General features: G+C 72.4%; 3 protein-coding genes and 1 pseudogene. 3 read left to right on the forward strand and 1 reads right to left on the reverse strand.

Annotated features, from left to right (window positions below; translation table 11 throughout):
• Positions 1–791 (forward strand): annotated as a pseudogene (locus AOK24_RS39835) (FAD-dependent oxidoreductase); the annotation flags it as partial.
• A gap of 267 nt (positions 792–1,058) precedes the next feature.
• Positions 1,059–2,126 carry a hypothetical protein gene (locus tag AOK24_RS39840; protein ID WP_159052159.1) on the forward strand — a complete coding sequence of 356 codons (1,068 nt, stop codon included), beginning with the start codon at positions 1,059–1,061 and terminating at the stop codon, positions 2,124–2,126.
• A 47-nt stretch (positions 2,127–2,173) separates the two neighbouring features.
• Here the strand turns inward: AOK24_RS39840 and AOK24_RS39845 are convergent, their stop codons facing one another.
• A complete protein-coding gene (locus tag AOK24_RS39845; RefSeq protein WP_055724799.1) occupies positions 2,174–3,619 on the reverse strand; it encodes an NsdA family TPR-like regulatory protein in 1,446 nt (481 codons plus the stop codon).
• Between the two features lie 246 nt (positions 3,620–3,865).
• Between AOK24_RS39845 and lipB the strand changes: the two genes are divergently transcribed.
• A complete protein-coding gene (lipB, locus tag AOK24_RS39850) occupies positions 3,866–4,663 on the forward strand; it encodes a lipoyl(octanoyl) transferase LipB (protein WP_055724800.1) in 798 nt (265 codons plus the stop codon).
• Positions 4,664–4,713: the final 50 nt, after the last annotated feature.

Consider the following 4,713-nt stretch of genomic DNA (forward strand, 5'->3'; position numbering starts at 1 on the left):
TGCTCGCCGCGCTGCTGTGCGACCCGGAGCTGACGACGTCGAGCCGGTGCGCGGATCTCGCGCTGCGGGCGTTCGTCGGGGGACGGCTGTGCGTGCCCGAGGGCGGGGCCGACGCGCTGCCCGAGCTGCTCGCCTCGACGCTGCCGACGGGCGTCGTGCGTACGGGAGTTCGCGTCACGTCCGTCTCCACGACCTGCGTCACGACCGCCGAGCACGGGGAGTTCCGGTGCCGGGCCGTGCTGGTGGCGACCGACGCGCGTACGGCCGCCGAGCTGCTGCCGGGGCTGCGGGTGCCGGAGTTCCATCCGGTGACCGTCGTCCATCACACGACCGACGAACTCCCCGACAGCGGGGGCGCGTTGCTGCTGGACGCGGAGCGGGGCGGGCCGGTCGCCCATACGGCCGTCATGAGCGAGGTCGACCCCAACAGGGCGCCCGTGGGGCGGGTGTTGATCTCCTCCACGGTCCTCGGCACTCCCCCGGACGACCTCGACGCCACCGTCCGCGCGCACCTCGCGCGGCTGTACGGCACGTCCACGTCCCGCTGGGAGACCCTCGCCGTCCACCACACCGCCGAGGCGGTCCCCGCGATGCGCCCGCCGCACGACCTGCGCCGCGCCGTCCGGCTCCTGGCCGGGCTGTACGTGTGCGGGGACCACCGGGACACCAGCACCGTGCAGGGGGCGCTGCATTCGGCGCACCGGGCGGCGACGGCGCTGATCGCGGAGCTGGGGGCGGCGGGGGCGTCGCAGTTGGCGGATCCGCCGGCGACGGTCACGGAGGCGGCCTGACGGTTCCGGCGAAGGGAATTCCGTGCGAGAAGTGAACCGCGCAAGAAGTGAACCGTCCCCATCATGACAGGTTCGCCGGTGATTTCGTAGGACGGACGGCACAACTCCTCAGCCTTGTCCGCGAGTTCACCGGCGCACAGAATCTTCCGCATGGATCACTCCAAGTCGGTCGATCAGGACGCGGTGTTGAGGGCTCGGACGGCATTGCTGGGATCAGGGGGACTGAGCCTGCGGGAGAAAGTCACGGCGTATCGGATATTGGCTCAGGTGAGCCCGCTGGCTTATCTGGGGAAACTGGCGACGGCATTGGTCTCGTATTCGTACGCGGCGGAATTCCGGGAGCGGCCGGACATCGTCTTCGCGCTGTGCGGGGAGGCGGCCGAGGCCGCGCGGGGCATCCCGGGCGGCGAACCCGGGCGCACCGAAACGCTGGTGCGGGCGCTCGGGGCGTACGAAGGGGAGTTGTTCCGGCAGGGGCGGCGGGAGGAAGGGCTCGCCGTGTGCGAGGAGGCGGCCTCCGTCGGGCGCGAGGGGTTCGAGCGGGGGCAGGTGGAGAGCCGCGCGTACGGGAGTGGGCGGCTTGCCGTGGTTCTCGCCGAGGAGGGGCGGCACGTCGAGGCGGCCGAGGTGGCAGGGCGTGAAGTGGACGACTCCTTCTGGGCGTTGACGCGGTGGGCGGCCGAACTCGACGCGGCGGGCTGCCATGGCGCGGCGTCGGAGGCGTTCGGGCGGCTCGTCGACGTGCAGCGCGGGCGGCTCGTCAAGGGCGAGGGGTCGACGGCGATCACCGTGTGGGCGCTGGTGCAGCACTCCCGGCTGGCCGGGACGGTCGGCGCGGACACGGTGCGCGCCGAAGCGCTGGGCCTGCTACGGGAGTTGGGCGACTCGGGTGAGCGGCGGGCGTGGAGCGACCTCCTCGCGTTCTGGACGACGCTGCTCGCGCTGTCGTCCCGTTCCCTGGAGCCCGCCGGCTCCCCCGCGCCGGCGTTCGGCTCCGCCTTCTCCCACTGGTCCCCCGACGTCCGCGCCCAATACATCGCCGGGATCGACGAGTTGGAGCGCGAGGCCGCCGACCCGGACACGCCGCTCTCCGAACTGGCTGTCGTACAGCACCGGTTGACGGTCCGTTCGGCGCTGTACCACCACAGCCGGGGGCCCCGGGTCGAGCAGCCCCTCGCCCCGCTGTTCGGCCGGTCCGTCGCGCTGGCACGGCAGTTGGGCGACCCCGTGTGGCTGGCGCGGACGCTGACCGACCGGGCGATGTTCCTGGTCGCGGTGAAGCGGTACCGGGAGGCGTACGCGGACTTCCGGGAGGCGGTGGAGCTGACGGAGTAACCGGCCCCGGCCGGGCGGCCCTCACAAGCCGCCCGGCACGCCTGCTGCTACCCCAGCGTCGCCACCTTCTCCCGGTACCCCCGTACCGCCGCCGCGTCCTTGTACGGCTCCAACCTCCGCTCGAAGTCCCGGACATACTCCACCGCCCGCGCCGAGCGCATCTCGGATGCCTGCGTCGCCGCCTCCGCCGCGTGGCGGCACGCCTGGTCCAGTTCGCCGAGGGAGAGGCGGGCCGTGGCCAGGACCACCCGGCAGAAGAGGCGGCTGCGGGCCTGGGTCGCGGGCCTCAAGTGGAGGGAGCGTTCGGCGTGTTGGGCTGCCGCGCGGAACTGGTGGAGGTCGCGGTGGCAGTGGGCGAATTCGTCGGCGAGCTGGGCTTCGTCGAAGAAGCGCGCCCAGTACGGGACTTCCTCCGCGCCGGTGTGCTTCGACGCTTCCAGGGCCCGTTCCGCGCGCACCAACGACGTGGTGCAGGCCCGGACTTCGCCCAGGACCCCATGCCCCCGCGCCTCCACCGCGTGCAGCAGCGCCTGGACGGTGGGGGCCGCCGCCGTACCCACGCCCTGCTGGGCCACGCGGGCCAGTTGGACCGCCTCGCGGCCGTGTCCGAGGTACACGGCCTGGCGGCTCATCGTGACGAGGACGTACGCGCCGTACGCGCGGTCCCCCGCCGCCTGGGAGAGGCGCAGCGCCTGGACGAAGTACCGCTGGGCGAGTCCGTGCGCGGCGATGTCGTACGACGTCCAGCCCGCCAGCCTCGTGAGGTCGGCGGCGGCGGCGAACAGGCGACGGCCCGTCTGTTCGCCGTACACGCCCCGGAGCATGGGCTCGCACTCGTGCTCCAGGTAGCGGACCAGGGCCTGGCGGGCGTGGCCGCCGCCGTAGCGGCTGTCGAGCGCGCGGAAAAGTTCGCCGACCGAGCGCAGGGCGGAGATGTCGCCGCCGGTGACCCGGACACTGCGTTCGCCTCGGTCGCCCCGCTCGCGCTGGCGGGGTACGGCCGGGCGGGCCTGCGGGGGGATACGGGGGTGCGGTTCGGCGCGGGCGACCTTCTCGTCGGCGCGGCCGATCAGCCAGTCGCGGCTCGGTACGACCAGGCCGGCCGGGGTGAAGGCGATCTTGCGGAGCTCGGCGTGGCTGCCGGAGTCCTTGCGCCACAGGCCGCTGACGATGTCGACGGCCTCCTCGGGGGTACCGGCGAACTCCAGACCCGCGTACACGGGGGCGCAGGCGTCGAGGCCGAGGTCCTGGGCGGTCAGGCGGCGGCCGAGGCGCCTGGTGAAGACCTCCGCGATCAGGGCCGGCGTCGTACCCCTCGGCTGCTGGCCGCGGAGCCAGCGGGTCACCGACGTCTTGTCGTATCTGAGGTCCAGGCCGTGTTCGAGCCCGAGCTGGTCGACCCGACGGGCCAGTCCTGCGTTGGAGAACCCCGCTTCTGCGATGAGCGCGGCGAGCTGGCGGTTGGGGGTGCGCGGCGCGGGTCGGTCCGTCATCTGCGGTGCGGTCTCCTGCCTTCCGGGCATGTGACGTGCCCGGATGAAGTGCCCGGATTGCCTGTGAGCAGCCCAGTTGGCCTCGTGAACGGCGCGAATGTAGCGGAGCGTGAGCAAGCGGTCGCACTATCCGGGGGGCATTCATCCGATCGTGTGAGGATTGGCCGTCGGGCTGACGCGGGCGGGGCGGTCGTACAGTGGCGTGGAGGCGTTTCGTGCCTTACCACGTCGAGGAGGCGTTTTGTCGTGAGTGAGCTGCGGTTCGTTCGCATGGGGTTCGGGGACGAGGCGGTCGACTACCAGGTCGCCTGGGACGAGCAGCGGCGGGTTCATGCGGCGCGCTTCGCCGATGAGGTGCCGGATACGGTGCTGCTGCTGGAGCATCCGCCGGTCTACACCGCCGGGCGGCGTACGGCTGACAGTGAGCGGCCTCTCGACGGGACGCCGGTGATCGACGTCGACCGCGGGGGGAAGATCACCTGGCACGGGCCGGGTCAGCTGGTGGGGTACCCCATTCAGAAGCTGCCTCGGCCGGTGGATGTCGTGGCCCATGTGCGGCGGATCGAGGACGCGCTGATCCGGGTCTGCGCGGAGTTCGGGGTCGAGACGTCGCGGGTCGAGGGGCGCAGTGGGGTGTGGGTGCTGGGGGACCCCGTCGAGCAGCGGCCTTCGCTCGGGGGGCTGTCGCTGGACTTCGATCCCCGGCTGACCGACGAGGAGTTCGACCCTCGGATGAACGGGCCCGAGTACGCGCCGTCCAACGCGGGGCAGCGGCGGGAGGACCGGAAGATCGCGGCGATCGGCATCCGGGTCGCGAAGGGGGTCACGATGCACGGCTTCTCGTTCAACGTGAACCCCGACAACAAGTGGTACGACCGGATCATCCCGTGCGGGATTCGGGACGCGGGGGTGGCGTCGCTGGCGGAGGAACTGGGGCGGGACGTGACGATCGACGAGGTGCTGCCGGTGGTGGAGCGGCATCTCAGGGATGTGCTGGAGAACGCGGAGCTGAAGCCGCGAGAGGTGGAGAAGGCCGCGGTGTGAGAGGCGGGCGCGGGGGGCGTCGCCGGATCGGGCTGGGGGAGGTCCGGTTG

Source organism: Streptomyces niveiscabiei, assembly GCF_001419795.1.
Taxonomy (GTDB): domain Bacteria; phylum Actinomycetota; class Actinomycetes; order Streptomycetales; family Streptomycetaceae; genus Streptomyces; species Streptomyces niveiscabiei.

Bases quoted from the DNA above. Each gene is read 5' to 3' on its own strand.
- AOK24_RS39845 (WP_055724799.1), bottom strand. From the start codon at position 3,619: ATGACGGACCGACCCGCGCCGCGCACCCCCAACCGCCAGCTCGCCGCG.